Annotated in this window: 28 protein-coding genes; 11 read left to right on the top strand and 17 right to left on the bottom strand. The window is 67.4% G+C overall.

The window, feature by feature from the left end:
* Window positions 1–208: 208 nt before the first annotated feature.
* Both FL344_RS32575 and FL344_RS32570 read left to right on the top strand, forming a co-directional pair.
* Window positions 209–583 (top strand): helix-turn-helix domain-containing protein, encoded by a 375-nt coding sequence (locus FL344_RS32575; protein ID WP_141621272.1) that lies wholly within the window; start codon window positions 209–211, stop codon window positions 581–583.
* A gap of 51 nt (window positions 584–634) precedes the next feature.
* Window positions 635–982 carry a helix-turn-helix domain-containing protein gene (locus FL344_RS32570; RefSeq protein WP_011551995.1) on the top strand — a complete coding sequence of 116 codons (348 nt, stop codon included), beginning with the start codon at window positions 635–637 and terminating at the stop codon, window positions 980–982.
* A 191-nt stretch (window positions 983–1,173) separates the two neighbouring features.
* Here the strand turns inward: FL344_RS32570 and FL344_RS32565 are convergent, their stop codons facing one another.
* Together FL344_RS32565 and FL344_RS32560 are read right to left on the bottom strand one after the other, a co-directional pair.
* Entirely contained in the window at window positions 1,174–1,560 is a 387-nt protein-coding gene (locus FL344_RS32565) for a hypothetical protein (protein WP_228565537.1), read from the bottom strand.
* Between the two features lie 7 nt (window positions 1,561–1,567).
* Window positions 1,568–2,740 (bottom strand): serine/threonine-protein kinase, encoded by a 1,173-nt coding sequence (locus tag FL344_RS32560; RefSeq protein WP_141621270.1) that lies wholly within the window; start codon window positions 2,738–2,740, stop codon window positions 1,568–1,570.
* A 256-nt stretch (window positions 2,741–2,996) separates the two neighbouring features.
* Here FL344_RS32560 and FL344_RS32555 point away from each other — a divergent pair, with 256 nt between their 5' ends.
* The gene (locus FL344_RS32555; protein WP_141621269.1) at window positions 2,997–3,455 is read left to right on the top strand and encodes a DUSAM domain-containing protein; all 459 of its coding nucleotides are present in this window, start codon (window positions 2,997–2,999) and stop codon (window positions 3,453–3,455) included.
* A gap of 220 nt (window positions 3,456–3,675) precedes the next feature.
* Here FL344_RS32555 and FL344_RS32550 read toward each other — a convergent pair whose 3' ends face one another.
* The 11 genes from FL344_RS32550 to FL344_RS32500 all read right to left on the bottom strand — a co-directional run bounded on the left by FL344_RS32550 (window position 3,676) and on the right by FL344_RS32500 (window position 14,143).
* Complete coding sequence (locus FL344_RS32550) at window positions 3,676–4,233, bottom strand: PspA (protein ID WP_141621268.1); 558 nt, start codon at window positions 4,231–4,233, stop codon at window positions 3,676–3,678.
* 116 nt (window positions 4,234–4,349) lie between these two features.
* Window positions 4,350–4,775: a hypothetical protein gene (locus tag FL344_RS32545; protein ID WP_141621267.1), complete on the bottom strand. Its 426-nt coding sequence runs from the start codon at window positions 4,773–4,775 to the stop codon at window positions 4,350–4,352.
* Window positions 4,772–6,319 (bottom strand): recombinase family protein, encoded by a 1,548-nt coding sequence (locus FL344_RS32540; protein ID WP_141621266.1) that lies wholly within the window; start codon window positions 6,317–6,319, stop codon window positions 4,772–4,774. The genes FL344_RS32545 and FL344_RS32540 overlap by 4 nt, the downstream gene beginning before the upstream one ends.
* Window positions 6,316–6,513, bottom strand: coding sequence for a hypothetical protein (locus FL344_RS32535; RefSeq protein WP_141621265.1), 198 nt, complete (start codon window positions 6,511–6,513; stop codon window positions 6,316–6,318). The genes FL344_RS32540 and FL344_RS32535 overlap by 4 nt, the downstream gene beginning before the upstream one ends.
* On the bottom strand, window positions 6,510–7,052 hold the full coding sequence (locus FL344_RS32530; RefSeq protein ID WP_141621264.1) for a DUF2924 domain-containing protein: 543 nt from the start codon (window positions 7,050–7,052) through the stop codon (window positions 6,510–6,512). The genes FL344_RS32535 and FL344_RS32530 overlap by 4 nt, the downstream gene beginning before the upstream one ends.
* Before the next feature lie 91 nt (window positions 7,053–7,143).
* On the bottom strand, window positions 7,144–7,323 hold the full coding sequence (locus tag FL344_RS32525; RefSeq protein WP_141621263.1) for a hypothetical protein: 180 nt from the start codon (window positions 7,321–7,323) through the stop codon (window positions 7,144–7,146).
* Between the two features lie 109 nt (window positions 7,324–7,432).
* Window positions 7,433–10,621: a hypothetical protein gene (locus FL344_RS32520; RefSeq protein ID WP_141621262.1), complete on the bottom strand. Its 3,189-nt coding sequence runs from the start codon at window positions 10,619–10,621 to the stop codon at window positions 7,433–7,435.
* A 23-nt stretch (window positions 10,622–10,644) separates the two neighbouring features.
* Complete coding sequence (locus FL344_RS32515) at window positions 10,645–12,162, bottom strand: DEAD/DEAH box helicase (protein WP_141621261.1); 1,518 nt, start codon at window positions 12,160–12,162, stop codon at window positions 10,645–10,647.
* Window positions 12,163–12,249: 87 nt separating this feature from the next.
* On the bottom strand, window positions 12,250–12,984 hold the full coding sequence (locus FL344_RS32510; protein WP_141621260.1) for a hypothetical protein: 735 nt from the start codon (window positions 12,982–12,984) through the stop codon (window positions 12,250–12,252).
* Between the two features lie 5 nt (window positions 12,985–12,989).
* Window positions 12,990–13,328 carry a hypothetical protein gene (locus FL344_RS32505; RefSeq protein WP_141621259.1) on the bottom strand — a complete coding sequence of 113 codons (339 nt, stop codon included), beginning with the start codon at window positions 13,326–13,328 and terminating at the stop codon, window positions 12,990–12,992.
* Window positions 13,329–13,519: 191 nt separating this feature from the next.
* Entirely contained in the window at window positions 13,520–14,143 is a 624-nt protein-coding gene (locus FL344_RS32500) for a sigma-70 family RNA polymerase sigma factor (protein ID WP_141621258.1), read from the bottom strand.
* Between the two features lie 1,498 nt (window positions 14,144–15,641).
* Between FL344_RS32500 and FL344_RS32495 the strand changes: the two genes are divergently transcribed.
* The 6 genes from FL344_RS32495 to FL344_RS32470 all read left to right on the top strand — a co-directional run bounded on the left by FL344_RS32495 (window position 15,642) and on the right by FL344_RS32470 (window position 20,350).
* The gene (locus tag FL344_RS32495; RefSeq protein WP_141621257.1) at window positions 15,642–16,241 is read left to right on the top strand and encodes a hypothetical protein; all 600 of its coding nucleotides are present in this window, start codon (window positions 15,642–15,644) and stop codon (window positions 16,239–16,241) included.
* Between the two features lie 130 nt (window positions 16,242–16,371).
* Window positions 16,372–17,547: a PD-(D/E)XK nuclease family protein gene (locus tag FL344_RS32490; RefSeq protein WP_141621256.1), complete on the top strand. Its 1,176-nt coding sequence runs from the start codon at window positions 16,372–16,374 to the stop codon at window positions 17,545–17,547.
* Complete coding sequence (locus tag FL344_RS32485; RefSeq protein ID WP_141621255.1) at window positions 17,547–18,206, top strand: 3'-5' exonuclease; 660 nt, start codon at window positions 17,547–17,549, stop codon at window positions 18,204–18,206. The genes FL344_RS32490 and FL344_RS32485 overlap by 1 nt, the downstream gene beginning before the upstream one ends.
* Window positions 18,207–18,274: 68 nt before the next feature.
* A complete protein-coding gene (locus FL344_RS32480; RefSeq protein ID WP_228565536.1) occupies window positions 18,275–18,541 on the top strand; it encodes a hypothetical protein in 267 nt (88 codons plus the stop codon).
* Entirely contained in the window at window positions 18,517–19,347 is an 831-nt protein-coding gene (locus FL344_RS32475) for a hypothetical protein (protein ID WP_141621254.1), read from the top strand. Before FL344_RS32480 ends, FL344_RS32475 begins: the two co-directional genes overlap by 25 nt.
* Window positions 19,348–19,357: 10 nt before the next feature.
* Complete coding sequence (locus FL344_RS32470) at window positions 19,358–20,350, top strand: AT hook motif domain protein (protein ID WP_141621253.1); 993 nt, start codon at window positions 19,358–19,360, stop codon at window positions 20,348–20,350.
* A gap of 1,042 nt (window positions 20,351–21,392) precedes the next feature.
* Here the strand turns inward: FL344_RS32470 and FL344_RS32465 are convergent.
* Window positions 21,393–22,007 carry a tyrosine-type recombinase/integrase gene (locus tag FL344_RS32465; RefSeq protein WP_141621252.1) on the bottom strand — a complete coding sequence of 205 codons (615 nt, stop codon included), beginning with the start codon at window positions 22,005–22,007 and terminating at the stop codon, window positions 21,393–21,395.
* Window positions 22,008–22,136: 129 nt separating this feature from the next.
* Here FL344_RS32465 and FL344_RS32460 point away from each other — a divergent pair, with 129 nt between their 5' ends.
* The gene (locus tag FL344_RS32460) at window positions 22,137–22,673 is read left to right on the top strand and encodes a hypothetical protein (RefSeq protein WP_141621251.1); all 537 of its coding nucleotides are present in this window, start codon (window positions 22,137–22,139) and stop codon (window positions 22,671–22,673) included.
* Here FL344_RS32460 and FL344_RS38740 read toward each other — a convergent pair.
* Window positions 22,589–23,215: a hypothetical protein gene (locus FL344_RS38740; protein WP_194863336.1), complete on the bottom strand. Its 627-nt coding sequence runs from the start codon at window positions 23,213–23,215 to the stop codon at window positions 22,589–22,591. The genes FL344_RS32460 and FL344_RS38740 overlap by 85 nt on opposite strands.
* 361 nt (window positions 23,216–23,576) lie before the next feature.
* Between FL344_RS38740 and FL344_RS38735 the strand changes: the two genes are divergently transcribed.
* Window positions 23,577–24,119 (top strand): terminase, encoded by a 543-nt coding sequence (locus FL344_RS38735; RefSeq protein ID WP_228565534.1) that lies wholly within the window; start codon window positions 23,577–23,579, stop codon window positions 24,117–24,119.
* A gap of 13 nt (window positions 24,120–24,132) precedes the next feature.
* Here FL344_RS38735 and FL344_RS32445 read toward each other — a convergent pair whose 3' ends face one another.
* Together FL344_RS32445 and FL344_RS32440 are read right to left on the bottom strand one after the other, a co-directional pair.
* Window positions 24,133–25,338, bottom strand: a complete 1,206-nt coding sequence (locus FL344_RS32445; protein WP_141621248.1) for an ImmA/IrrE family metallo-endopeptidase — start codon at window positions 25,336–25,338, stop codon at window positions 24,133–24,135.
* Window positions 25,335–26,165, bottom strand: a complete 831-nt coding sequence (locus FL344_RS32440; RefSeq protein ID WP_141621247.1) for a hypothetical protein — start codon at window positions 26,163–26,165, stop codon at window positions 25,335–25,337. The genes FL344_RS32445 and FL344_RS32440 overlap by 4 nt, the downstream gene beginning before the upstream one ends.
* Window positions 26,166–26,340 lie beyond the last annotated feature (175 nt).

Genomic DNA, 26,340 nt, shown 5'->3' with positions numbered 1-26,340 from the left:
TCCCTCATGGCGACTTCCTCCTGGAGACTCTGTAGGACAGCAGGACTGCGGCCACGCGCATGCGACACCCTCCCCGGCGCCGGCCCACGTTACCAGAAGCCCGGGGAAATCGCGCGAAGTCTCCCCCACCCCCAACCACAGCCCCGAAAGGTTCCGACTCGGCTGTCAAGGTGATGTCGACTAGACTATCAGGTATAGTTTACTTGATATGCACATCCCCCCTGACGCCCTCACCTTCGCCCCTCCGAAGAGACGCGCCCGCCCTTTACCTGTCATCCTCGGCGGGGCCCTGCGCGAGGCCCGCCTCCGCGCGGGCTTGCAGCAGACAGAGGTGGCGACGCTCATCAACATCTCCCGCAATGCCTACAGCCGGCTCGAGCGGGGACTGATGCTTCCCAGCGTCCCGACGCTGTACCGCCTGTGCACCGTAGTCTGCACCACCCCCAACGAGCTGCTGGGCTTCTCCTACTCGCTGCCGCCGGGCACGAGCGCCATCGCCAAGGACGCCCTGCGACGCCGCGTGCGCCAGCTGAACGGGCGCCAGGCCCTTGCCCTCATTCAACTCCTGTCGGGTGAGCGCTGATGGATTGTACTCCCTTGACAACGCGCAACCCAGGTATACTCCCTTGTACCTATGAACCAACAGCTGGCAGCGCACCTTGGAAGCATCGCCCGCCTCGCTCGGGAGCAGATGAGTCTGACGCAGGTCCAAGTCGCGGAGCGCGTGGGGCTGGCCTCTGCCGTCTACAGCCGGATTGAGCGCGGGCTGATGATTCCCAGCGTCGAGACGCTGAAGAAGCTGTGCATCGAGTTGATGGTGAGCCCCGAGGACCTGATGGGACTCACCGAGTCCCCCAGCAGCGGCAGTCCCACACGGCCGGACGACGACGTCACCTTGCGTCGGCTGATCTTCCTCGCGCGGAAGCTCGACGCGTCGAAGCTGGACGCCCTCGTCCGCATCACCACCGAGCTGGCCCGCTGAAGCAGCGCCCCGAAGGCCCCGCCCCTCCAGCGCCAGGCAGATTGCGGCCGGCGCTCCGGCGTCTCCGAGAAAGAAGCAGGCCCGGCGTGCAGGGCCCCATGCCTCGGGGCCCTGCACCGAACCCTCACCCACAACCCGAGCGGCTCCGGCGATGACGGAGCGCCTCCCTGTCCGAAGGAGGAGGCCCCCCGCTACGCCGCGCCGCGCTCCGCCAGCTCTTCATTCACATCGGCGAGCTGCGCCTCCAGGGCTTTCTTCCTCAGGTGGAGGCGGGCCACATCATCCAGCCCCGCCTCCTCGTCGAGGCGTCTCTCCTTCGGAGGGTCAGGCTCCAAGTCCTCACGCACCTCCACCGTGAGGACGTCGCCCGCACGGATATCCTTGGCGTAACACCACTTCAGGTGCTCGCGGTACTCCCTGCCCACGGAGCCCCCAAGGTGGAGGTCCACCCCCGGGTTGTCGCGAGTCTCATCATCGGGGCGGCGCGCCCACGTCAGAATGGCGGAGACGACACCGAAGCCCGACACTCCCGCGGTTGCGACGTGCCGGCCATTGCGCAGTAGGCGAAAGCAGAGCATCGGCGGCCTACTCCTTCTTTGGAAGTCCCAGCTCGTGCTTCTCCAGCCCATCCGGGTAGAGGCCGGCCTCGCCGAACTCCACCAAGTCCCGCAGCACCCCGCCTTCGGACACCACGAGGGCGGCCTCCTTGGCGGCCTCCGCGCGCCCATAGGGCGCACGGAGCTGGGCGTGGGCGACACCACGCAGCGCATCCCGCATGTCCGCCGCTGTCGCGAAGCGCTCCTCGGGGTTGAGGCGCAGGGCCGTGTGCAGCACCGCCTTGAGGTCCTCACTAAGGTGGGCCACCGCCTTCTCGACGACATCCGGAGTGAATGTCTCCATGAGGGCCTGCATCTGCTGCAGCGGCAAAGTGGGCGGCGACTCCGTGACAAACCGCGTCTCCTTCGACGCCACCACCGGGACGTCATGCACCTCGAAGAGGTGCTTGCTCGTGAGGACTTCCACCAGCAACACCCCCAGGCTGAAGACGTCGGAGCGCGGCGTCAGCCCTTCCTTGCGCAGGTACTCCGGAGAGGCGTAGGCCACGTCCCCCCGCAGCAGATTCTCCGGCGACTCCTCCCGCCCCACCATCAGCGAGTACGCCGCGCCGAAGTCCAGCACCTTCACCTCTCCATGCTGCCCCAGTGCAAGCCTCCTGGGACTCACGTCGCGGTGGACAATGCCCAGGGGCACGCCCTCCTCCGACGTCAGCGTGTGCGCGTAGTGCAGCGCGTCCGCCACCTCCGCCCCGACGTACAAGGCAAATCCCTCCGAGAGGGGCTTGCCTCGCACCAACGCCGCAGTCACCAGCGTCTCCAGCGAGGGCCCACCCACGTACTCCATGACTGCGAAGGGGGCGTCCGCCTCCTCATCCACCTGCATGTGGAAGACTTGAGCGATGTTGGGGTGGTTGAGCCGGAAAGCCAACTGCACCTCTTCAATCAGCCGCGTGCGCATCATGTACGTAGAGGGGGTGGCAATCCGGCGAACCAGGCAGGGGCCGGCCAGGACTCCATCCGCCACTCGCCGCTCCGCCTTCAGGAGCTTCTCGCCATTCGACCGCACCTCAAGCTCCCCCACCGCCTCGTAGCGAACGTCATCCACGACGAAGAGGAAGTGCGGCGAGCTGGGGCTGGGCGGTGTGGGGGGTCGGGGCGGGAACTCCTCCGTCGACACTTCATCTTCCGAACGCTTCGTCATGGCTGTGAATCCTCCTGAAAGAAGGGGCGCGGCCCCACCGTCACCGACATTCGCCGTCGCGGGCAACTCTCCCGAAGCTTACTAGGTCTAGTTGACTCGACCGTCTAATTAACATGACCTTCGGGAATCTGTGAAGCCCTCTACCACTCGTAGCGGACAGGCCACCTCAAGTGCGTCTATCTCAATCCAGGGTGAAAGAGACCCCAGTCTTGGCCTCACACGCTGGGCTGGGTAGCCCGCAAAGGAAACATGCATCGTGAGTAAAACCATTGACTGGGGGCCGATTCGCGCACTGGCGCGTCGTGTCCTCGCCGAAGGAGAGCGCCTGGCCCTCACGCGGAAGGAGAAGGCGCTGCTGAAGCGCACGGCCGCCGAGGTAGGCATCAGCGCCAGCGAAGTCGGGAGCGCGCTCACCACGGAAGAGGGGGCGCTGAGTCTGTTGCAAGAGGAGTCCAGGCGCATCCGCGAGAGCACTCGCCGGCTCATGGACGCGCTGCACCGGATGTACCAGCACAAGGACAAGGGGGACTTCGACAGCGCCCGCCAGGAGATGCGGGACGTGCTCGCCGTAGAAGTCGTGCCCCACTACCGCGCCATCGCCCAGGGGCAGCTCGACGCCATGGCCGGCGAGCCTCAGCAAGGAGAGCGAGCACCGGGTGCTTCCACCCGGGCAGTGTTCGCTAGACGCACCCTCTTACGACTCCGGGGTCGGTAGTCTGCACATTCGGGACGGGGCAGATTTTCCCCACAGAAGACATCCGACTCGGACAACTGTCCCGCCGAGAATCGCTGCTGCGTTTCTGCGGACAGCATGGTGGTGGATGCGGGGGGGCCTCCACCACCATGCTGTCCGTGTAGTCCCACAGGCACTTTTCTTCAGGTTTCTGTCGGCTGAGAGCCACGCTCTTCAGCCCAACCCTACCCCGCAGCTCGCGTCAGGCGGACGTCACCTTGTCGAAGGGGCGCACCACCTGCTTGCCGTCGGAGACGCGCGCCACCGTCACCGTCTTCGCTTTCTCGTCGACGGCCTTCACCTTCGCATTGAAGGCGCCCCTCCCTTGTTTGTAGCGCACCTCCTGTCCCACCGCGAAGGAGACGGGCGCCTCGGGGCTTGGACTGGCGCTGGGGGCTGCGGCCGTCGCAGTGCGTCCCGCTGCGCGCGGGCGCCCCCGGCTCTTCCGGGGCGCGGGGCCGGCCCGCGTGGGCTTCGGCGCAGCCTCCGGCCTCACATACTTCCGCACGGGCACCGAGGGCGTGCGCTTCGGCGTGGCCGCGGGCTCTGGCGCGTGTGTGTGCTTCGCCGTGGGCACAGGCGCGGGCGTGCGCTTCTGCACGGGCGCCGCTTGGGCGCGGCCAGGCTCAACGCCCAGGAATCGAGCAATCCGCTCCAGCAACTCCACCTGCCGCTCCTGCAGCTCCAGTTGCCGGCCCAGCGTCTTCTCCACCGCCTCCGTCACCGCAGCTTGGATGATGCTCTTCATGTCGCTCTGCATGTGCTCTCGCTCACTTTCTGCGCGGGGCGTACAGCCCGCGCACTCTCAACACGGACAACAATTCAGCCTCTTGCACTCACGCTACACCAAGAAGTCCAGGCATCCGGACTCCCGTCTCAAAATGAAGCCTTCACCTTACGCCACCGCTCGCGCTGCGCTTCCCACGTCCCCGCGTGCGCAATGGCCCGGAGGCCTCGCTCGCTGAGAGGCTCCTCCCCTTCCACAGCCTCCAAGAAAAGCACTTCCTCCTGGATGTCCGGAGCCAGCAGCAGCAAGTCCAGCAAGTGCGTCACACGCGCTCGGGTAAAGCCGAGTTGACCTGCGACCTCCGCTGCGCTCGCCACGAGGCCCCGCCCAATGACGGACTCCACGTGGTGCGCCAGGGCCAGCATTCGCGCGACGTGTGCTGGCCGGCGCGCCACCTCTCGCGGCGGGGGTGGCGCCCCCCCTCGGAGGCGCACCACCTTCGCGCGACGCACGCGGTGGAAGTGCGCGCTGACGAGGCCCGCCTCCGCCGGCTGAGACTCGGGGCTCGCGCTCACGCCGCCACCTCCTCGCGCCCAGTCGCTGCGGCCTCACCAACGTGGGCCATATGCACGTCGACCTTGCCCGTCGCCTCGTTCACCACCACCCGGCCGACGAGGGCCCGCAGTAGGCGCCCCCGATTCGTGGAGGTGAGGGCGTCCCACACCGCGTCGAAGTTCCCCAGGGCCTGGGCCACCCACGCAGCCTCCACCTTCTCCCCCTCAATGGCGTCCAGGGCGCGCTCCACCTCCGCCAGCCGCTTCCGCATGCCGGCGACCTCCTCTTCCGCGGCCGTCAGCTTCTCCTCAACGAGGCGCCGGGCTGGCCCCTCCAGCTTGGCGAGGGAGTCCACCCACTTCCTCGACTCCCCAGCGCGCTTGGCCAAGTCTCTCGGAAGCTGCGCGCGCTCCGCGCGCAGAGCCTGGTGCTTCTCCTCCAACCGCGCCGTGAGGCGGGCATGCACCTGGGCGGCGAAGCCGTCACCTACCGAAACATCCCGCAGCTGCGCGACGACGAAGTCCTCCAGGGCGGCTGCCGGAAGAGGCGCGGCCCGGCACCCCTCCTTCCCCTGCTTGTCCCGGGTGACGCAGCGGTAGTAGCGGTACTCGCGCTCGCCCTTACGCGTGCTGCCGGGCGTCATCGCCTCTCCGCACAGGCTGCAGCGCAACAGGCCTCGCAGCACGTAGTCGGGGTTGCGCCCGTGGTACTGGATGCCGGGGCCATCCAGCATGTCCTTCACGCGGTGGAAGGTGGCCCTGTCTACAATCGCCGGGTGCTCGCCCGGGTGCGTCTCGTCGCCATACGGCACGAAGCCCGCGTACAGCGGACTCCTCAAGAGGCGCAGCACGTCCTGCGTTGTCCACTTTCGAGCTGCGCGCGTGGCACCACTCTGGGCCTCGTACCGCTTCGTCTTGCGCCCCGTCTCGTTGAGGAGGCGCGCCACCGCCGAGGCCTGCTGGTGCTGGAGGTACAACTCGAAGGCCTCCCGCACCACCACCGCCTCGTACTCATTCACCATGAGGCGCTTGTCCTTCACCTCGTAGCCCAGCGGCGCGCGCCCTCCCGTCCACTTCCCCTTGCGCCTCGCGGCGGCCACCTTGTCCCGCGTGCGCTCCGAAATCATCTCTCGCTCGAACTCGGCGAAGGACATCAGCATGTTGAGGGTGAGTCGCCCCATGGCGTCCGCCGTGCTGAAGTTCTGCGTCACCGAGACGAAGGAGGCGCCTGCCGCGTTGAATCGCTCCATGACTTTCGCGAAGTCGAGAAGGGAGCGCGAGAGGCGATCCACCTTGTAAACAACGACGACGTCTACCCGCCTCGCGTCCACGTCCTGCAACAGCCGCTGGAAGGCGGGCCGCTCCATGTTGGCGCCGGTGAAGCCGCCGTCGTCGTAGCTCTCATCCACCAACACCCAGCCGGGCTGGCGCTGCACGTAGGCGACACAGGACTCGCGCTGGGCGTCCAGCGAGTTGAACTCCATCTCCAGGCCCGCCGCCGTGGACTTGCGCGTGTAGACGGCGCAGCGCTTCGCGTCCGTTGGTGTCGCTTTGCTCTTCCTCATCTCCCCTCCGAATTCCCAGGCGACTCCACTGGCTCGGCGTTCGCGGGCTGCTTCTGCCCGGTGAGGCGCTCCGCCACGAGCACCAGTCGCTCCAGGTTGTCGTTGAGACGCCCCAGTTGGCGGACGAGCTGCGGCATCGTCGTCTCGTAGAAGCGCTGGCCCATGTACGTTTGGAAGAAGGCGGGGCCACTCATGACGTCACCGCCTTCGGGCTGCCGTCCTTGAGGCCGAAGAAGGAGAAGCCATTCCAGGCCGTGCCCGTAATCAGCTTGGCCACGCTGGAGAGGCTGCGGTGAAGCCGGCCCTCGTATTCAATCCCATCCTCGCGCACCGTCACCTTGTGCTGCGTCCCCTTGAACACGCGTGTCAGCACCGTGCCCGGTGGCGGCAGGCGTGCGTCGCGCCCGTCCGCAGCGACTGGAGAAGGAGGCGGCGGCTCGGCGGGCTTCGTCTCCTCTACCTGCCGCATCCGCCAGCGCTCGGGCAGCTTGTCGCCCAACTCCGAGATGCGCGCGACGGCGCGCGTGGAGAGGCCCCCTTCGGCCAGCTCCTGAATCCGGAAGGCCAGGCGCTTCTTGAGGTAGTCCCGGTTGCGGCTGCGCGTGGGCTCGCCGTACAGCTCCAGGTACTTCGCCGCCAAATCCGGCACCGACATGCTGGCCAGCGCGGCCAGTTGCTGTGGCACGTCCGCCAGCTCCTTGCGCGCAGCCCGCGCAATCCCCTTCTTCGCCATGGTGGTGTCTCCTTCGTCCGGGGCAGCACGCCCTCGGGCGAAAGCCATGGACGCTCTGTCCCCAGAAGAAGACAAGTCGAGAGTCCGCGGCTCAGTCATGCGCGCTCTCCTCCGCGCCCCACGCGGGCGCCTGTCGTTGCGGCTGTGCATGACGACGCAACCACAGCTCCCAGAGGGCCTCGGACAGCACGTCCACTGCATCCTCGCGGCGTTGCCGCACGGGGATTGGCCGCTCAGCCACCGTGACGTCAGCCCCAACCTGCTTTGACATTCTCGGGTCCATCACCTTGACAAGAACCACCTGCAATCATTTGGGGACACGCCCACGCGTCTCCACGCCCCACGGCTGCCAGCCGTAGGGCACTCACCGCTCGGGCCGGCTATCCGTTGGCGTCATCCGCCGTGTAGTCGCCATTGCGCGCACGCCAGTCGTGGGAGTGCGGGAAGTCCTCTGCCGAGACGAGGCGCGTGCGAGACAAGTCCATCACCACGGCGCGGCGGCGGTTCATCCGCCCGTCGAAGCAGATGCGCTCATTCAGGGCGACGACGTAGCCACCCTCGCGGAGATTCTCGTGCAGCAGGCGCCGCAGCGCCTTCGTGTCCACGATTTCGCCCTCGTAGTCGATGCGCTTGCAGTGGGCGCGGAAGGCGTCGTAGGCGCTCTCCAGGTGCAGGCAGAAGCGCTCGCCCTCGAAGGCGTAATGCACCCGGTGCCGCAACTCTCCCTGAACGGCCATGACGCTCAGCATCTCCAGGAAGACGTCGAGGGCATTCTTCACCCCGGCTTCCGTCTCAAGGATGTCCGCCAGCACGGCATTGACTGCTTCGCGGGCCCCCAAGTCCACGGGCAGCGCGTAGCCGCACTCTTGGGCGAATGTCTCGAAGAGGTGCAGCCCCAGCAGCATGGCCACCACGTTGTCGACGACGCGCGGTGGTACTTCACGTCCCTCAAGGAAGTCGTCCGCCACGGTGCGGGCCACGCGGTAGTCCGCGTCGAAGTTTCGCCCCAGGCAGAATTGAATGTAGCGAGGCGCGAAGAGGGCCAGGTTGGCGGCCTTCAACTTGCGGAAGGCCGCCCGGCAGTCACGCCGCTTCAGCGTCGCCTTCTCGGGGTTGACGGTGAGAAGGCGCTCGAGGAGAGCGGCCTCCGTGGGGCGTGTCTCGCCGGCCACGCACAGCGGCGCCTGCAGGCGGTAGCTCACCACCGACAAGTCCGAGCGGCCACGTTCCTCTGTCTCCCCGCGGTAGAGGCGCCGCATGTAGCGGTGCAGCATCTGGAGGCGGTGCAGCGGCATGTCGTAGGGCTTGTACTCGTCGGCCACCACCGGCACGGAGCGCGTGGCAGACAGCAGCTTCACCAGGGCGAACTCCGTCTCCGTCACGCTGTAGGCGTCGGAGGAGGGCACGCCGAAGAGGGGCCAGAAGACGTCGGTGCACATGCTCGACTTGCCGCTGCCTTGCGTCCCGTGGATGAAGAGGAGTGGGAAGGAGCCCACCTTCTCCATGAGGCGCGGCTTCATGGGCGTGGCGAAGAACCAGCCCAGCATGGGCAGCACCACCTGGGGTGTGTTGATTTTCAGGAGGCACTCGAAAACCGTGCTCGCCACCTCGTGAAAGGTGTCGTCGTCCGTGGCCTCGTAGCGAATGCGCGATTCCAGCGAGGTGCCATTCGGCAGGTACGCCACGGGGGAGTCTGAGAGGAAGCCCCCCACCCCAATGGTGCACTCAGGCGCCACCCAGACGTGGTGCGCTCCCCGCTTGAAGTCCCCAAGCATCGTGGTGCCTGGCAGCCGCGGCGCCGGCCGGCGAGCCACCACACGCAAGAGGCCCTGCACGTTGTTGTCGCTGCCCGTCCACTGCGTGTGGACGGAAGGCAGGTGGTGCAGCAGCTCCTTGCGCGAGTTGAAGGCCCGTCGCGGCAGGCGCGCCCCGTCCAAGTGGGTGCCCTTGTCCGTGCGGATGTCCCCGAGGAACACCTCCCCCTCCTCGGTTTCGACGACGGCCCTGGGCGTGAAGGTGAAGGAGGAAATGGCCTTCGCCTCACCCCGCTGCGACACCGTGTAGTAGCAGTAGGCGTCCTCGTACACCTCGCCGTCGATGGTGTCGTCGCCGCTGCTGCCCTTCCCGCCTCCCTTGGAGTCCGCGCCCTCCGCACCCTCTCCCGCTGCTGAAGTGCGCACGGCACGGGCCATGGACAGCCGCAGCTTCTGCGCGGGCAAGCCCGTGCGCACCTCCAGCAGGCCCAGGTACTTCTCCTGCGCGGACGGAGGACGGTGGGCGATGGCCTCCAGAATCGGCTTGAGGCGGTACTCCACGTCCTGGGCCGGCACCGTGGCGAGCGCCTCCACGGCCTTCTCGATGTCGAAGACGACGTCGTACAGCTCGCAGCGCACGTCCGGCTCGCGGTTGACGCGGCAGAAGCCCAGGCCCTGGAGCGAGTGGCAGGGCGGCGCCACAGCCCCATCCTCGCGGGCGGTGGCCATCACCTTCTCGTAGGCCTTGGAGATGTACGCCTTGCCGTCTCTCCCCTTCAGCTTCCCGAGGCCCCGGCGGTCGTACTCGAGGACAAGCTCGGTGATTTCATCGAGGCCGAGCTGCTTGTGCGCGAAGAAGCGCACCATGTTGAAGATGGCGACGCTCCGATCCTCCGCGCCCTGCTCCCACAGGCGCTGCACCGGGCCGCACATCTCCACCGGTTGCGCCCAGTCGTACTCCCCCGTCTCCGTCCGGAGGGCCTTCACCGCCCCCTGCGGTGCCGAGGTACAGGCAGCCAGCGGCAACGTCACCTGGGCCGGACGCGCCAGGTTTGCCACGGGCTGCTGCACCGGCGCGCGCAGCAGGCGCTCCAGGAGGACCGCGTCTTCCACGCGCTCGAAGCCGGCGAGCCCCCGAGCCGCTCGGTGAGGCCGCTCCGCTGTCCCCGCCCCCTTCCGGGCGACGGTGCCCACCACCTTGATGATGCGGGCCACGTCGTGGATGGAGTCCACGCGCACGCGCTCGGTGGCGAAGCGGGCGCGCACCTCGGCCTCGAAGTCCTTCAGGCCCGCCTGCACGCGCTCCTGAGCCTCTCCCGCCAGGGACTGCGGTGGCAGGGCGAACCACAGCTGCGCCCCGTTGCCGCTCATCATCAGCCGTGGGCGAACGAGGCCCTGCGCTTCGCACCAAGCCGAGGCGGCTTCCGCCACCTGGAGCGTCAGCGAGAGCTCGTCCTCGGTGCTGGCCGTGTCCTTGGGGCGCACGGGGTCCAGGTCCACCACCGTGGCCGTCACCACCTCGATGTCCTTGCTGCCCGCGCCGCTGCGCAACGGACGGAGGACATTGGGGGCCAGCTCCAGCAGGCGCCGGGGTCGCGGCTGAATACCCACGTACACGTTGCCGGCGACGTTGGCCTCGACGCAGGCCGCGACGAAGTCCTCCTCGTCGTCAAAGAAGCCGATGGCAACAATGCCTCCGCCGCCCGGGCGGATGACGCGGACTTCGCTTACGCCGTGCTGCGTGTGCGCCAGCCACCGCCAGGTGGAACGGATGGATTCGGGATTGGGAGTGGTTTCAGTAGATGTCGTCGTCATGGGTGTGCACTCCTTGCTTTGGTTCAATGAGGGACAGCCGCGGGCGCTGCTCCTACCCCCAGCACAGTGGCGTACTGCTGGCAGCGCTCCGCGTGGTGGCGCCGGAGCAGCGGCACCTTCGCGTCGACGAAGTCGATGAGGACGGCGCTCTTCTTCTCCTCGTGCGGGCGCATGAGGCGTCCAAGGCGCTGGACGGTGCGTCCACGCGCGCGGCCGGGGTACGCCAGGAAGACGCGCGAGAGGCGCGGCAAGTCGAGTCCCTCATCGGCCAGGCTGGTGGCCACCAGCACACGGACGCGCCCGGCGCGGGCCTGGTCCAGGAGGGCTTTGCGCGCCTCGCGCGACACGCCGCTCGTCAACGCGGCGGCCGACAGGCCCGTGGCCGAAAGCCGCTGCGCCAACAGCTCGCAGTGGTCCACCCGCCCCGTGAGAACAAGGCACAGGTGGCCTGCCCAGGCTTCACGGGCCACGGCGCCGATGACGAGGTCGTTGCGCGCCTTGTCCTCGGCCAGCGCCTCCAGCATGGGCGCGTAGTCGGAGGCGCGGCCATAGGGGAAGTCGAAGGCCGTCTTCACGGCGCGCACCTCGGGCACCACCAGCACGCCGCGCGCGACGAGGTCCTCGTGCTTCACCACGGCCAACGGCGCGCCCAGGTACAGGCGCAAGAGCGGCGTCAGCCCGTCCTCTCGCTCGGGCGTCGCCGTCAAGCCCAGCCGGTAACGCGCGGGGCAGCGGTCGACGATTCGGTGGAAGGCACTCGCGGCGATGTGGTGAGCCTCGTCGAGGACGAGCAGGCCGAAGCCCTGGAGGAAGGCGTCGAGCTTCGCCTCGTCCCACCGAGCCAGAGACTGGACGACGGCCACGGTGACGGGCCGCACCTCTTCCTCGCCCGCGCCCACGAGGCCTGCCTCCAGGCCCAGGCGCTCGCGCACGTGCTCACGCCACTGCTCCGCCAAATCCAAGGTGTGGACGAGGATGAGCGTCGGCGTGCGCAGGCGGGCGATGGCCCCCACGGCGAGGACAGACTTCCCAGCCCCGCATGGCAGCACCGCAATCCCCTGGGTGGCCTTCACCAGGCGCTCCACGGCCTCGGCCTGGTAGTCGCGCAGGGGCACCACCGGCAGCTTCGCCAGACGCTTGGGCGGCAGCACCCGCGCGTCCTCGAAGGAGAGCGTCAGGCCCGCTTCGTCCGCGGCCCGGCGCAGCAGGTGAATGGCCCCGCGCGGCAACGCCAGCTCGCGCCCCTCCTGGCGGAAGAAGTACAGCGTCTGGGGTTCCGCTCCGGGGCGCTTGCGCAGCCGCACCAGCTTCCAGTACGCGGGGTTGGGCAGGGAGAGCGCCCGGCAGAGGCCCTCCAGCACCTTGGGCGGTACGTCGCCCGCCGCGAGCCGCAGCCCGGCATCCACGCGCACGCGCAGCGTCCGCTTGCCGGTGCTCGTGTTGCGCGCAGACGCAGACGGAGTGGCCCCCACGCTGGAGTCATGGGTGCGAGAGACAACACGTCCCCCGTCCCCGTGCATTTCGGAGAAGTCTTCCACCATTCTTGTCGTCCTCAGTGAGACGCGTCGGGGGCACGCAGCAGGCCCCCTTCGCGCATGGCTACGGCAACCGACTTCAGCGGGGCGCGCTCACGGCCCGAAGGGGTCCACGTCCGCGACACTCTCCGCGGAGTATTCGGCGACGAGGGAGTCGACGTAGGCGCGCGCCAGCTCGCCCTTCGACGCCGGGATGTCCCGGATGCGCTGCACGGCGAACTTCTGGAGAAAGCGGTCCACGGCCTCGCGCGGCAGTGACTTCAGCGCAGTGGCCATCGCCTGCGCGAGCTTCACGTCGACAGGCTCGGCGGGCTTCCCGTTCGAAGCGCCCGCCGACGACGCACCACTCGCCGCGCCAGCCGCCTCCGCCGCGTACAGCTTCGGCAAGTCGTGCTGCTGCAACGACTGGAAATCCGCCATCTCCGCTGGAGTGAGCTGCCGGTCCGGGAGGATGGAGTACGTCGTCTTCGGGTCCTTCGCCGCCCCGCGCCGCTTCACCTCGAAGGCCCACTTCTCAAGGCCGTACTTCGCCCGGAGCTCCATCAGCGTGTTGAAGAAGGTGACGGCCTGCTCCACCACCTTCACCTCCCGCGTCTCGTAGACAGCCACGTTGAGGGCCACGCGCAGCGAGGGCTTGTGCCCCTGGGCCTTCAACTTCTCGTCGAAGGGGACGAACTTGTTGTCGACGAAAACCACCTCGCGAGGGTGCGGCTCCCCGAGGAAGACGACGACGGCAGTGTCCCCGTCATTCGCCAGCTTCAGCCAGGCGCCGCCCTGCTGCTCATGCTGCTTGGCCATTGCGGCCGTCTGCTCCCACATGTTGGCCATGTGCTTCACGCCTCCTTCTCGCAATGGGTATGGGTGGGGCGCTCGCGCCGGTACACCGAGAACAATTCGGTGCCGTCCTCGGTGGAGCCAGCCGCCTCGATGTTGAAGTCCGCGTCGGTGTCCACCACGTGCTGAATCTCCCAGCGGCGGAAGAGGCCCGGCAGGCGGACGTAGTCATTGGCCTCGGCCCCGGCGCACTCGCAGCAGAGGCACGCGCTGCGGCCCTCCCTTTCCGGCACTGAGTCGCCCCGGCCCACCACCCGGAGGCGATGCCCGTCGAGGCGAGCGAAGAAGCGCACGAATGTCTCATCGCGCTCGAAGTTGTTTCGCGTAGCTGTCTTCATTCAGTCTTTCCTGGGCTGTCGGCAATACAGGGGGCGTTGTCCACCGGGGCGGACAACGTGGCGTCTCGGCTCGAATGACATGGCCGGCGAAGGCCCGTCACTTCCCCAAAGGCAAGTGACACGCAGCGGGGACATCCGAAGGCCGCACCCCGCGCCGCGCCTTCGACTGAGCCGCCGGTCTGGCCGCTGTTTCAGAATCCACAATTCCTACAAGCCAACCCGCGAGCCGATTTGAGACAACAATCTTTTCGGCCAATTTCTTTTTCATTTTCCCGCAGTCGCTGCAGGGCCCGCTGGACACGCTTGCGGGCCGCTGCGGGAGCAAGGCCGAGGCGCGAGCCTGCCTCGGCGCAGTCTTCTTCCAGCACCAGGACGGACACCAACAAGTCGGCGTCCCCCCCCACCCGAGGGAGCAGCCACATGCGCAGCTCCTCCACGGTGAAGGCGTAAGAATGTGTCTGAAGCTCGAATGGGCCGGGCCACGAGGCAGCGTCCTCGTAGCCATCCGCTTCCGACAGCGTCTCGAGGGGTACGTGCAGGCGCTGCTCGCCCAATGCCCTGTGCCTCTCCCTGAGGACGTCGCGCTCCGTGCCACGCACGAGGGCCGCGGCCACATGCTGGGTCCGCGCCAGGTCGACACGCGCCACCAACGCACTGAAGGCCCCGGCGAGCGCTGACACGAGCTCATCCTGGGACTCGAAGCACCCACGGCGACGACGGCGAATGGCGTCGAGGGCGGGCCAGAGGCCCAGCCACAGGAGTGCCAAGGCCAACTCCGCCTCCTGCCTCGCCTGCACCATGGCCACCAACGTCACGAAGACTCTGTTCCTCACGCCAGCGTCCTCGTCTCGCCGGTTGAGGTAGGCGACGAGGGACGCGGGCGTCACGAAGCCCGCCAGCGAGGGCCTCGAAGCCCGGGCTTGGCCGAAGGCTCGCCGCGCCCGCTGACTCTCCACGTATTGGCGGAAGCCCTCTCCGAGGACCGCCCAGCACCTGCGCACAACGACTCCTGGTTGAACGACTACTGACGAGGGACAAACTGGGCGGGGGCTCTGCTTGAAGCCGCCTCACTCCAGCCACGCACACCGACGTCTGCCTCTCACACCTTGGGAAACAGGGTGACGGGGACGGGGGCCTGTCGCGACACATACGGGAGGAGTGCGCGTCCCGTCACCTCGTCGCCGGGGCTGCACCGCGGACAGCGCAGCGTGGTGGCCACATGACTCGCCGCGACGGTTCTCTCGTCAGCCAGGAGGCGAAGCCTCTCCCCATCACGGGCGGCCAGTACCTGGTGGCACCGCCTGCAGCACACTTCCATCAGCATCAGCGACACGGCTTCCCCACTCCCTTGGCCCATCGAAGACTCGGTGCCAGTCTCATCGCGCTGCAAGTGACGTCCCTTCGAGTCCTTCACCGGCAAAGGCCACGGACTGGATTCGGGGACACGGCATGCGGACTCTGCGACTTTCATGCCCAGGCAAGCTGCGCATGCCTTCACAGGCAACGGCTTGTTGGGAATCTGTTTCACGGTGCGGGGGCGTGGACGGACCGTCCAAACGCTGGGGCCCACGCCACGTGAAACATGTGTCACCCCATGTGCCACACATCAACCATGAGCCAGCACCTGGTGCTGTCGCATCGCCCCGGCAACTGGCGGAGGGCCCTGGTGGCCTCCAGGAGCCCTGGAGAAGGGTTGCCCCTGCTTCCCCGCCTCTTCGGCCCTTTCTCGCGACAGAGGGCCGTTTCCGGCCGTTCTCTGGCCATTCACAAGCCAGGGCACGGACGCATCCACCCACGCCGCATGCTCCGCCCGCGTGCGTCTTTACAACCAGACACAACCGATTCACTGCACGAGTGGGTGTGGACAGCGTGGACAGCTGTGGACAGCACTCTGTCCACACTTATCCCCATGAATTCTTTAACGAAAACATCACTGTGGACAGTGTGGACAGCTTTTATGGGGAGAGACACGTATGCGTGCGCGCATATTTACATTGCTCCATCGCGTGCGCGCGCACATCACGTAGGGGTACTCGTCAAAAGCTGTCCACACTGTCCACAGCGGCCTATCCCCTCGCAAATATTCACGAAAACTGTGGACAGACACCTGTCCGCGAGCCGTCCATGGGCTGTCCACAGTGCGAGAGACGGTGCAGGCAGTGCGGTAGCCGGACCCGGGCGAACGCACAACGTCGCCTGCGTCCTGGCGCGAAATTCAAAAAAGAAATCGGGCAAAAAGATTCCTTGTCCCAAATCGACGAGAGGAAGTGCTTGTAGGGTGTATCGGCAAACACGCGCCGCCGACTTCCGCGCATGGCCCTTACACACCTCCTCCAGCCCACCGCCGCACAGCAACGTCCGCCTGGCGTGACATGCGAGGCCTACGTCCGCGGCGAGGGCAAGCACTGCCTGCACTACCGGCTTGGCGGAGGTTGCACGCTGCCCGGCGTGGGCACCTGCACCGAGTGGCTCAAGGTGAATCGGCAGGCCCGCCCTCATCGTGACGTGGCCACGCCGCCTGTCCCCGCGCCTCCGGAGAAGGCTCGCCCGGTTGCGGTGGATCTCTTCGGGCATCCGCTGACCGAGACCGGCGCCAAGAAGAACGCCCCAGCCCCTGCCTCCAAGCCCACACCTCCAGCGCCGTCTCCCGCTGTGAAGGAGCTGGACGCGGAGGCCCTGCGCGGCCTCAACGACGAGGACATCGCCAGCTTCAAGTCCCTCGGCGCCGAGGTGTGCTTCCACTCTGAGACTTACGGCGAGGTGTGGCTCGTCCCGGCCTACACCGGCCAGGCCCGAAAGGAGCTCACCCCCGAGCACGCCGCCACCCTGGTACGCGTCCTGTCTGCCTTCCCTGGCTCTCGCGTCATGTCCTTCGAGAAGCGGCAAGCCTCCGCGGACGAGGTGTCGCCATGAGCATGCCCCACGCCTGTGAAACACACGCAGGGGGCCGCGCTGCCTTTCCCCTTCGACTTGATGTGTCTCTCGAAAAGAGCGTGATGACTGTCTCGCGACACGCCACTGCATCGGCCCGGAGGCCCACGTCATGAGCGCCCTGCGAAACCAGCATTTGTCATACAGCCGGCTGAGCCGCTTCGAGGCCTGCCCGCTGTCCTACAAGCTCCACTACCTCGACAAGCACACCGCCGAGCCCGGCATTCCGCTGAGCTTCGGCAAAGCGCTGCACGCCGTCCTCGAGCGGCTCCTTCAGGAAGTCGTCGACATCGAGTACGTGGGCCGTCTCTCCGAGGAGCGCGCCCTCCAGCTCTACCGTGAGGAGTGGGCCGCCTCGGGCCTCAGTGGCCTGGACCTCTTCCAGCAGGGCCTCGCCATCCTCCAGGACTTCGTCCGCCAGCAGGGCCGCGTGGACGCCCGCGACATCCTCGCCGTGGAAAAGGAGTTCCGCTTGCCGGTGGGCCCCTTCACCGTCCTGGGCTTCATCGACCGCGTCGACTGGGTGGACGACGAGACAGTCCACGTCATGGACTATAAATCCAACCACCAGCTCTTCACCCGCGAGGAGTTGGACTCCAGCCTCCAGCTGAGCCTCTACGCCCTCGCCGCGCGCCGCATGTGGCCCTGGGCCAAGAAGGTGCGCCTCTCCATGTGGATGCTTCGCCACGGCATCCGCCAGGAGACGACGCGCACCGAGGAGCAGTTGGACGCCGCCCTCGCCTATGTCGAGACGCTGGGCCAGCAGATGGAGAAGGCGGAGTCCTTCCCCGCCCGCCTCAACCCCAACTGCGTGTACTGCGACCACCGGCGCGACTGCCCCGCCTACGCCCGGGCGCTGGAGGGCCAGCGTGGCATCGTCTGCGAGGACACCGCCGACTTGGAGTCCGTCTCCCGCGAGCGTCAGGAAGTCACTCACCTCGCGAAGATTCTCGGCGCGCGCAAGGCGGAACTGGAGGACGTCCTCCGAGCCCACCTTGCCGAGCAGGACGAACTCGTCCTCGCCGGCACGCGCTACCGCATGTTCAACACCACCAGCCTCGACTACCCGCTGGAGCCCACCGTCGCGGTGCTGGCCCGCGCCACCGGCCTCCCCCGTGAGGAGCTAGTGCAGCGCCTCGCCAGCGTCGAGAAGAAGGCCCTCGAAGCGCTGCTGAAGGAAGCGGGCAAGCGCCTGGGCACCGCGCGCATCGCGCTCCTCAAGGCCGAGCTGGACTCCCTCGCCGCCAAACACCACTCGCCCCGCTTCTGGGCCAAGGAGGTCGCATAGTGCTGCTCGCTCACCCCGCTTCCGACACCATCCCTGTCTCTGCGCTCCCCCCGCCGCTCTTCCCCAGCCTCCCGCCGCACCTGCGGACGCTCGCCTTCATCGACTTGGAGACGACGGGGTTGGATGCCTCCCGGCACGAGGTGCTGGAGGTGGCGGTGCTTCGCGTCGACGCCCGCAGCCTCAAGGTACTAGCGGAGTACGAGGCCCGCGTGAAGCCCACCCGGCTGGCCGACGCCCACCCCGAAGCCCTGGCCGTGTGCGGCTACTCCGACGAGGAGTGGCGAGACGCGTTGCCCCTGCACGAGGCCCTGGCCACCGTGTCGCCGCTCCTGGCGGGCACCCTCGTGGCCGGCCACAACACCAGCTTCGACTGGGGCTTCCTCACCGAGGGCTACCGCCGCACCGGGCTGTCCCTGCCCGGCGTCGACTACCACCGCCTCGACACCGCCAGCCTCGCGTGGCCGCTGCTCGCCACGGGCGAGGTGGAGTCCCTCTCCCTCAACGCCCTGGCCAAGCGCTTCGGCCTCCACCGGCCTACGCCTCACCGCGCCATGGCGGACGCCCGCTGCGCGCTGGAGGTGGCCCGCTGCTTGGCCGTGCGCATGAGCCGTGGCGGGCACATGGAGCGGCTGCAGGAGGAGTCGGGAGGTGTCTCGTGAGTGGCGCGTCCTCCCGTCGAAAGGGTGCAGATTTTGAGAGAGCCCTCGTCCACCGCTTCCGCGAGGCCATGCCCGAGGCCCTCATCCGCCGCGGCCTCCAGTACCGCACCGGGCAGGAGATGTCCGACGTCGAGGTGCCGTGCTTCTGGGTCGAAGCCAAGGCCCACCAGCGCACCAACGTCCGCGAGGCCATGCGACAGGCGGTGGAGACGTGCCCGCCGGGCCGCTGGCCGCTGGCCGTGTGCAAGGACGACGGGCAGCCGCCCCTCGTCACCATGCAGTTGGATGACTTCCTCGAGTTGGTGCGCGAGTGGTGGGAGGCCCGCCCTCGGTGAGTGACTTCTTCGGCCACCTCCTGGGCCTCCTGCGTGTGGAGGCCCTCGCCTCTCGGCACCAGGCCGTCTTCTCGGCTGCGCGCACGCGGCGGCCGGCCTTCTCGCGCCATGCCACGCTCGAATCGGTGCTGGCCGCGCTGGCGGACGCGCGCGAGGAGACGTACCCGGAGCGCGAAGCCCTCACCCGGGCCCTGGTGGCCGAAACCCAGGCCTCCTCCAGCCCGGCGTGGACGGCGACCCTCGCCTCCGCCTACGCCCCCATGCTGACGCGTCTGCGCCGCCGCATCATCGGCAACGCGGTGCCTCGCGAGGACCTCGACCAACTCGTCCTCGCCACCTTCCTCTCCGTCGCGCGCGCCTTCCCCCTCTCGCGCTGGGGTGACTGGACTGCCGCCCGCCTGCGCCAGCAGACAGCGCGCGAGGTGTTCCGCTACCTCCGCAAGGAGCGCGCGGAACAGCACGACACGTACACGCAGGCGCAGCTCGCCGAGTGGCTACCCGACTCACGCATCACCGCGCCAGTGGAGCGCGTCCGACGGCCCAGCGTCCGCCGCAGCTTCGTGAAGCGAGATGCCGTGCTGGTACACCTCGCCCAGGCCACCCTGCCTCGCAGCGACGTCGAAGTCCTCATGGCCACCGTCGTCCGGCGCGAGAAGCTGCGCGCCTACGTCAGCCGCCTCGTCGACGGCGACACCACCGAGTTCGAGCGGGTGTACCAGCGCCTGAAGCGCCAGCGCACGCGGCTGATGCAGCGCCTGCGCACCCAGGACGTGGACGCCGCAGCACAGCCCCCCGGAGGCTGCTGAGGGAAGGCGTATGGCCCAGAAGAAGCCCCTCAAGAAGCTGGGGCGCCCCACCAAGGCCGAAGGCCCTCGGCTGCCCCATGACGAGGTGGACAGGCTCCTCGTGGAAGGTGAGGAGGTGCCCACCACGCGAGGCCGCGTGAAGCGCCGCTTCCCTTCCTTGCGCGAGCTGGCCGAGCGCTTCGGCGTGGCCCACAGCGCTGTCGCCAAGTACGCCCAGCAGCACGACTGTCTCGGCCGCCGCAAGCGCCTCCTCGCGGGCCAGCAGCCGGCCGAGACGCCCGCGATGGACGAGGCGCTCGCGTTGGACGAGACGCCCACGCCGGACGAAGCGCCTCCTCCTCCGAAGCGCAAGACGGGCCGCCCCCGCAAGTCCGAGGAGCCCGCGCTCCCGCGCCAGGAGCTGGACCGCGCACTCGTCTTCGGCGACGTGAAGACGCTGCCAGACGGCAGCACGATGACGAGCTACGCCTCGTACCGCGAGTTGGCCGAGCGCTTCGGTGTCGCCACCTCCCTCGTCGCCAACTACGCGAAGGAGCACAACTGCCTGCGCCGCCGCGAGGAGGCCAAGACGCGCATCGCCACCAAGGCGGACCAGAAGCTGATTGAACTGCGTGCCAACGCCATCGCCGTCTCCAAGGACGACGCCCTGAAGATGATTGACGGCTACCTCCTCGGCTTCGAGGAGGCGCTGGCGGAAGGGCGCGTGCGCGTCGACAACCCCACCGACTTCAACACCATGGTGAGGCTCAAGGAGTTCGTCATGGGCGGCGCCGACTCTCGCCAGGAGCTGCATGCCACCTTCTCGCTGGAGGGCCTCCAGGCCCGACACGCCCAGGCCCTGCGCGCTGCTCGTGAGACGACGCCCGCCGAGCGCGGCGAGGTGGATGCGGAAGTGGTGGAGAGCAGCGACGAGGACCTCGACACAGCCGCCCCGGAGAGCCCCAAGGACGACGCCCTCGTGGCGCCTCCCACGGACGTCGCGGCCCCCGCCGACCCCGTCTGAGAGCGCCCTCCGGTAAGTGAACGCGGACACTTTCGCGTACAGTTTCGCCGTTCACTTTCGCCGCGCCTGGCCAGGCCAGGTGACAGTTCCCCGTGGAGCTCCTGCCTGGCGCGCGGATGCACACGCCTGGCGCCACAGCCTTCGTAGTTTCGCGGGGTTGGGTCGGACAGCCACCAGGTGCTCGAGCGCCGCGGTATCGCTCCGGGCCATAATTCGGGCCCGGAAGCACACTCCGTCCAGCGGGCCGGACGCCTGCGCGCCGTTCACTTCCCCTGCCCGTTTGCCCGTTCCCCGCCGAAGCCCCGCTGGCCGCCACGTGGCCCACCTGGCGCGCGCCCCCTGGCAACCCCGCGCGCCGCGCCTGCCGCCGCGTGGTGCCCCTTTCTTGCGCGCGTGTCCCCCAGCGCTTCGGGCCGCCGGCCTTTGTCCTCCTCGTGAGCCCCACGAGCCCCCGAGCTGCCCTCGAAGCCCCGGCCCTCCGCCCCGCGCGCACCTGGGCACGCGTGCCGTTACCAGGGCCGAGCCGAATGGCCGAAAACGGTTGGAAGCGGCCATTCGGCGTCACGGCCCCCACGCTGTTTCGCGCGCTTACGGCGCCTCCTGACGGGCCAAAGCACCGAGGCCAATGGCCGCTTTCCGCAGGTTGGCGCCACCTGCCGCCCATCACGCGGCCCAGCTCCTCCCCAGTCACCTTCACCGCCTGCCCCGGCCGGGCGCAACCATGCCTACCGATGACGCCAGCATGCCTACCCCGCCTACCCCTGACGCCAGGGTGGGGGGTGGTGCGATTTTTCGTGGGTGCCTCGCCGCCGGGGCGTGTACCTGGGGCCCTTTTCGAGAGAGTCACCCCCGAAAAAGTGAACACCCCTCCCCTGTTCATTTGCACCCGGTAAGTGAACGCCTCGCGCTGTTCACTTTCGCCGGCTGCGCCTGGGGCAGTCCGCGCGCGCCCCGCGCACGGCCACCCCTCACCGCCTCCGCGCGGCACCACGGCCCAACCAGGGGCTCTCGCGGGCGCTCAGCGCGGAGGCGGCGTGCCCCATCAGCAGGGCAACTCTTGCGTCACGCTCACCAGCTCGTCGTCCGAGGGGTGCGTGTAGATGACGGTGGAGTTGATGCTGAGCTGGCGCGCGAAGCGCTGGGTGAGACGGATGTCCTTCGTCCTCCGGTACACCCCGGTGCACGCGGTGTGGCGCACGGCGTGGAAGTTCAGGTGCCGCTCCAGGCCCGCGCGTACCTGCCACACCGCGAAGCCGTGGCGCACCTGCCGTGTGGACAGGCGCAGGCCCTTGCGGCTCAAGAAGAGCGGCGCCTGAGGCCCCACGTCGTGCCCCTGCGAGCGCTTCAGGCGCAGCAGCTTCTCCAGCTTCGCGCGCACCGTGTCCGACAGGACGATTTCCTGGGGGCCCGGGTGCCGGCGGCTGCCCTTGAAGACGGTCAGCGTCACGTGCCGGCGCGCGCGTCCACGCTCGTTGAAGATGTCGCCGATGTTGAGAGCGACCAGCTCGTGCTCACGCAGGCCCGAGGCCAGCGCGAGGCTGTACAAGCAGTGGTCTCGGAATCCATCCCGGTGTTGCCCCGTGGCGCGCAGAAGGAGGTTCACCTCCTTCTCCGTGAGGGTACGCGGTGGGCGGGCGACAGCGGCATAGGCAGACATGGCGACTCCTTCGTGAAGAGGACGCGGCCATACGCGCTCTGTCGCCCCCACAAGACAAGTCATTAACCACGCTGTGCATTCTTGAGCCGGGCCCCGCGCGGCCTCGGCATTTCCCCAAGAGGAGTCGCTGTGCATCCGCTGGCCCATTTCAACTTCGAGGCACACCGAAAGACGGGCAGCCACACGGCGTCAGGTGCTCCGTCACCACAGCCACGCCTGGCCCCCGTCTCACCGCTCCAGGACCTGGTGCTGGCCCACCTGGAAGTGGCCAGGACGCTCGCTTCGTTCATCCCGGGCCTCACGCCTCAGCTGGCAGCGGCCCGCGCGCTCGACGCCATCCACACGGACACGGGGCTGACGATGGAGCCCCATCGCAGGGGGCTGTCGGCCGCCGCCGAGATACCCGCGCGGCTCACCGCCGCGCAGCTCGGCCAGAAGGTGGGGCGTTCCGCCAGGAAGATGAACCTCCGCCTGGAGGCGTGCGGCCTCCAGCGGCGCAACGAGCAGGAGGAGTGGGAGCTGAAGGACGCGGGCCAGGACTACGCCGAGGCCGTCCCTCGCACCCTCCAGGACCATTCCGCCTACCAGCTCCTCTGGCAGCCCGAGGTGCTCGGCGTCCTGGAGGATGCCGCGCGTTCCTCGTCGATGACCGTCGGCCTCGGCTGAAGGAGGACACCGTGACGCTCGGCATCGTCAAGCGCACCGAGGACGACCTCACCCAGTGGCTCGCCACCGAGGCGGGCTTCATCTCCGGGCTGTGCCAGTACGACAACGAACCCGTGGTGCTGGAGCCGTACCAGCAGTCCTTTCTCGGCAACCGCTCCCGATTCAGGTGGGTGGCGAAGAGCCGCCAGGTGGGCTTCTCTTTCCTCTTCGCCCTCGAGGCCCTCGCCCGCTGCCACCTGCGCGACGGCCACACGGCCGTCTTCGTCTCGTACAACCTCTCGGACGCGGTGGAGAAGGTGCTCATCGCCCGGCAGGTGTACGAGGAGCTGCCGCTCGCCTACCAGAAGAAGCTCGTGACGGATGCCAAGACGGAGCTGGCCTTCGAGTCGAACTCCCGAGGCAGGCGCCTCTCGCGCATCATCTCCGTTCCCGCCAAGCCTCCGCGCGGCAAGCGCGGCGATGTCTACCTCGACGAGCTGGCGCACCTGGTCAACGACCGCGAAGTCTATACAGGCAGCACCGCCCTCATCCTGCGCTCGCATGGACAACTCACAGGGGGCAGCACCCCGCTCGGCCGGCGAGGCATCTTCTGGGAGATAGACACCCAGGAGCTGCGGAAGTACCCGCACCACACCCGCCAGCTGGTGCCCTGGTGGCTGTGCCGCTTCTTCAGCCTGGACGTGAGGCGCGCCGCAGTGGAGGCCCCTCTCATGTCCACCGAGGAGCGCGTCGCTCGATTCGGGCGCCCCGTCCTCACTGAGCAGTTCGACTCCCTGCCCATGGAGGACTTCCAGCAGGAGTTCGAGTGCCTTTTACGTCGACGAGTCCTACAGCTTCCTCCCCTACGAGCTCATCCTCCCATGCACTACCGACGAGCTGCCGCTGGCCCAGGACGCTTCCGACGTGCCCGTGCCCCAGGGGCGCCTGGTCGCGGGCTTCGATGTGGGTCGCACCAGAGACCGCTCGGAGCTGGCCGTCTTCGAGGAGACGGGTGGGCGCTTCACCTGCCGCATGCTGCGCAGCTTCGAGGGCGTGCCCTTCGCAGAGCAGGAGGCCCACCTGCGGCGCCTCCTCTCCGTCCTGCCCGTGGCGCGCCTCTCCGTCGACCGCAGCGGCATCGGCATGAACCTCGCGGAGAACCTCGCCCGCGACTTCCCCCAAGTGGTGGAGGAGAACTTCACCAACGAGGCCAAGGAGCGCTGGGCCACCGACTTCAAGATTCTCCTCCAGCGCCGCGACGTCACGCTGCCGCGCCAGCGTGAGCTTGTCGGGCAGATTCACTCCATCAAGCGGCGCGTGCTGCCCTCGGGGAAGGTGTCCTTCGACGCCGAGCGCACCAACCGCGGGCACGCGGACAAGTTCTGGGCTGTGGCCTTGGCCTGCCAGCGCGAGCGGGGGCCGGAGCGACGAGGTACCGGGGAGATTGGGGTGAGAGTACTTGGGTAGCGCGGATTCGCGCTCATGCTCGTCGAAGAGGCGTAACCGTTCCCCCTCCTGGGGGTACATTTGTCGGCCCAGAACCGTCTCCGTCAGGCGCTGAAGTCGGCACGAGCCTGAGTACTTGCGCGCTTTCGCCGGTCAGAACCCCACGCGGAACTCCCGTCAAAGTCACGATATCCCGATTAGCAAAAGGCAGATGCGAACACACCTCTTCGTGGCCCCTATCTGCCACCCACAGCTCAATCGCACGTCGAAGCAAACGCGGCTGTTCGGGAGGGAGTTGCTCGTCAAGCGGCTCATTGCGTTTATAGCCTCGACGCGCATAGTTGATGTGCAGACGGGTCATCGCTTCGTCACTCAGAAATCCCAATCTCTGAGCCTGCATCATCATCATTCGAACAGACACTTTCCAGCGCATCTTCAATTCGAAGAAACCATCCACGCTAAAGGTCTTCACCTCATGCCGGAACGCCTCTGGGGGAAAAAGCAGAGCCGCAGCGAACCGATGAGCTTGATTCTCGAAGGCACGCCACTCGCTCGGCTTATTCAGGCGAGCCTGTTCAACTCCTCTATGAAGTACGAGGTGGCCGAGTTCGTGTGCAACATCGAAGCGTGAACGTGGACCCGACTCTTTATTAGCAGCCAGAAGCCCTACCGCATGGTCTCCAAAAAACTGTGACAAACCATCCAGCGCCTCCGCATCGACCTGGGCTCGTGCCAGCAAAATCCCATGTTTTTCCAGCAGTGCAACCATGTTGCTGATTGGACCTTGCCCCAATCCCCAGTAACGCCGTGTATCGACAGCAAACCGCTCAACCTCAGCGTCCGAGAGCGCCAGCGGATCCCTCGGGATTGCAAAGTCTGGCAAGTTCATGGAAGGCAGGCTGATGAACTGGCCGACCACAGCTCCAAGTCGGTGCAGCCAGCTCAGCTTTGCTTCTGCGGCATTACAGGCAGCGACACTCGTCGAGCGCTGCGCGCGATAGAAAACCGCACTTCCAGGCACTTCCTCCACAGGCATGAGAAAGTAGCGTTCCGGAACATCGAGCGCGTCGCACAACCGCCGCAAGACGTCTGCTCGAGGACTGGAGGCACCTTTCTCATAGCCATAGATGGCAGGCACACTGATCTCAACGCGCTCGGCGAGTGCGCGCACGGGGATACCACGCTCAAGGCGCGCCTCCACCAAGCGTGAGCCAATGAAGCCTGGAGTGCCTAGAATCATTCGTCCTCTGTACCAGGAGCCTTGTTATCGCGGGGGATGATACTCAGCGGCGGCTCCTCCTCGGTACGCTCCTCCGCGAACTCCGTCTCAGGCCCCTGTTCGGAGTTATTAGCAGCTTTGTTATCACGACCGACGATACGCAACGGCGGATCTTCCTCCGTACGCTCCTCTTCGTATTCCGCCCCAGGTGGCAGCGCAGAACCACTTGAACCAGGCGTGGGTGGGGTCGGCTCCGCGCCAATCGAGCTAGCAGGACCGCCGAGATCACGAATCAGCCCAAACAGGGACCTGCTGTCCACGTACTTCTTCTTCCTGTGGTGAGGGAATCCCACATGCGCAAACAGCGGGAGACCACTCTCCTCCTCGACGTCACTGGAGTAGCCAAACACGGCGTAGAGCTGGGCCTCAGCCAAGGGCTGTTCCTCCTCCAGCCCCATCCGCCCCAACATGGAAAGCTGGTTCCCGGCTGCCAATGACTTTCGGTAATCGGCATCACGTGGAAACTCGTTGGGCCACTGCACTGACACCGAAGTGAACGTGATGCCATGCAGAACCACCTCTAGGTGGCTCGTCGAGAAGTTCCCATTCAGGACGGGCTGCGCTCGACCTCCATAGCGGCGCGCCACTGGTCCCCAGAGCTGGTTGAAGAACTCTCGCCGTAAGTGGGCGAATGCGCCTTTGCGCCATTCGGGCTCCAACTCCCTGCAGTGCGCGGACGCGACACGGTTCGCGTCGCGAAGCGCGCGCAGCGTGTCAACGAAGAAGCCTGCCGGAACACGCTCGTCCATGTACTTCAGCGGGTTTTGCACCCAACTGCGCGACGCCATACTCGATCTCCCGGTCCACGGCGCCGTGCCACCGCATCAGCAATGGAGCCGAAACTTCAAGAATTCTATAGAGAAGGAGCCCAAAGCGCAAGGTTCCATGTCACCACACAGCCGGAATGGTTCGGCGACCCCGCCCCCCACAAGCACCTTCAAGCCCCCCTGATGTCCCCGAAAT

This window comes from Myxococcus sp. AB036A (assembly GCF_006547355.1).
In the GTDB taxonomy this organism is placed as follows: domain Bacteria; phylum Myxococcota; class Myxococcia; order Myxococcales; family Myxococcaceae; genus Myxococcus; species Myxococcus virescens.
This window is presented reverse-complemented; position numbering and strand designations above follow the sequence as displayed.

Coding starts and splice junctions, on each gene's coding strand:
- FL344_RS32570 (WP_011551995.1), top strand. CDS start 635: ATGAACCAACAGCTGGCAGCGCACCTTGGAAGCATCGCCCGCCTCGCT.
- FL344_RS32440 (WP_141621247.1), bottom strand. CDS start 26,165: ATGGCGTCGCGCAGTTGGGTGCAAAACCCGCTGAAGTACATGGACGAG.
- FL344_RS32540 (WP_141621266.1), bottom strand. CDS start 6,319: ATGAGGAAGAGCAAAGCGACACCAACGGACGCGAAGCGCTGCGCCGTC.
- FL344_RS32515 (WP_141621261.1), bottom strand. CDS start 12,162: ATGGTGGAAGACTTCTCCGAAATGCACGGGGACGGGGGACGTGTTGTC.
- FL344_RS32495 (WP_141621257.1), top strand. CDS start 15,642: ATGGCCCTTACACACCTCCTCCAGCCCACCGCCGCACAGCAACGTCCG.
- FL344_RS32490 (WP_141621256.1), top strand. CDS start 16,372: ATGAGCGCCCTGCGAAACCAGCATTTGTCATACAGCCGGCTGAGCCGC.
- FL344_RS38740 (WP_194863336.1), bottom strand. CDS start 23,215: ATGCGAGCGCAGGATGAGGGCGGTGCTGCCTGTATAGACTTCGCGGTC.
- FL344_RS32565 (WP_228565537.1), bottom strand. CDS start 1,560: ATGCTCTGCTTTCGCCTACTGCGCAATGGCCGGCACGTCGCAACCGCG.
- FL344_RS32530 (WP_141621264.1), bottom strand. CDS start 7,052: ATGGCGAAGAAGGGGATTGCGCGGGCTGCGCGCAAGGAGCTGGCGGAC.
- FL344_RS32560 (WP_141621270.1), bottom strand. CDS start 2,740: ATGACGAAGCGTTCGGAAGATGAAGTGTCGACGGAGGAGTTCCCGCCC.
- FL344_RS32510 (WP_141621260.1), bottom strand. CDS start 12,984: ATGGCCAACATGTGGGAGCAGACGGCCGCAATGGCCAAGCAGCATGAG.
- FL344_RS32520 (WP_141621262.1), bottom strand. CDS start 10,621: ATGACGACGACATCTACTGAAACCACTCCCAATCCCGAATCCATCCGT.
- FL344_RS32505 (WP_141621259.1), bottom strand. CDS start 13,328: ATGAAGACAGCTACGCGAAACAACTTCGAGCGCGATGAGACATTCGTG.
- FL344_RS32445 (WP_141621248.1), bottom strand. CDS start 25,338: ATGATTCTAGGCACTCCAGGCTTCATTGGCTCACGCTTGGTGGAGGCG.
- FL344_RS32525 (WP_141621263.1), bottom strand. CDS start 7,323: ATGTCAAAGCAGGTTGGGGCTGACGTCACGGTGGCTGAGCGGCCAATC.
- FL344_RS32550 (WP_141621268.1), bottom strand. CDS start 4,233: ATGCAGAGCGACATGAAGAGCATCATCCAAGCTGCGGTGACGGAGGCG.
- FL344_RS32465 (WP_141621252.1), bottom strand. CDS start 22,007: ATGTCTGCCTATGCCGCTGTCGCCCGCCCACCGCGTACCCTCACGGAG.
- FL344_RS32535 (WP_141621265.1), bottom strand. CDS start 6,513: ATGAGTGGCCCCGCCTTCTTCCAAACGTACATGGGCCAGCGCTTCTAC.
- FL344_RS32470 (WP_141621253.1), top strand. CDS start 19,358: ATGGCCCAGAAGAAGCCCCTCAAGAAGCTGGGGCGCCCCACCAAGGCC.
- FL344_RS32480 (WP_228565536.1), top strand. CDS start 18,275: ATGCCCGAGGCCCTCATCCGCCGCGGCCTCCAGTACCGCACCGGGCAG.
- FL344_RS32575 (WP_141621272.1), top strand. CDS start 209: ATGCACATCCCCCCTGACGCCCTCACCTTCGCCCCTCCGAAGAGACGC.